The 1,001-nt window shown below is 54.7% G+C and carries 1 protein-coding gene; it reads right to left on the reverse strand.

The annotated features are described in order from the left end of the window. Window positions 1–1,001 (reverse strand): elongation factor Tu (gene tuf / locus NP590_RS20435; RefSeq protein ID WP_256604592.1); only part of this gene is annotated, 1,001 nt, incomplete at both ends.

The following is a 1,001-nucleotide window of genomic DNA, read 5'->3' on the forward strand; positions in this document are numbered from 1 at the left end:
GAAGCAACAACACCCGCACCAACGGTACGACCACCTTCACGGATAGCAAAACGCAGACCGTCTTCCATCGCGATGGGCGCGATCAGTTTTACGGTTACGGCAATGTTATCGCCGGGCATGACCATTTCCACGCCTTCCGGCAACTCAACCGCGCCGGTGACGTCGGTGGTTCTGAAGTAGAACTGCGGACGGTAGCCGTTGAAGAATGGGGTATGACGACCACCCTCATCTTTGGATAACACGTAGATCTCTGCCTTGAAGTGGGAGTGCGGTTTGATTGAGTTGACGTGTGCCAATACTTGACCACGCTCAACATCTTCCCGTTTAGTGCCCCGCAGCAACACACCTACGTTGTCGCCCGCTTGACCTTGGTCCAGCAGTTTGCGGAACATTTCAACACCGGTACAGGTGGTTTGAACGGTGTCTTTGATACCAACGATCTCTACGGCTTCACCAACCTTGATGATACCCCGCTCGACACGACCGGTAACCACGGTGCCGCGACCGGAAATGGAGAATACGTCTTCGATCGGCATCAGGAATTTGCCGTCGATGGCGCGCTCTGGCTCGGGGATGTAGCTGTCCAGCGCTTCAACCAGTTTTACAACGGATTGCACGCCAATTTCGCTTTGCTCGCCTTCCAAGGCTTTCAGCGCGGAACCCACGATAATTGGGGTGTCGTCGCCGGGAAAATCGTATTGATTTAACAATTCGCGAATTTCCATTTCAACCAGCTCGATCAATTCGGCATCGTCGACCATGTCGGCTTTGTTCAGGAAAACGACGATGTACGGCACGCCTACTTGGCGTGACAACAGGATGTGTTCGCGAGTTTGCGGCATGGGGCCGTCGGCCGCGGAGCAAACCAGGATTGCGCCGTCCATTTGCGCCGCACCGGTGATCATGTTTTTAACATAGTCGGCGTGGCCTGGGCAGTCTACGTGCGCATAGTGGCGAGCAGCTGATTCGTACTCCACGTGAGAGGTTGAGATGGTGATACC

The sequence above is a fragment of the Methylomonas subterranea genome, assembly GCF_024505185.1.
GTDB lineage: Bacteria > Pseudomonadota > Gammaproteobacteria > Methylococcales > Methylomonadaceae > Methylomonas > Methylomonas subterranea.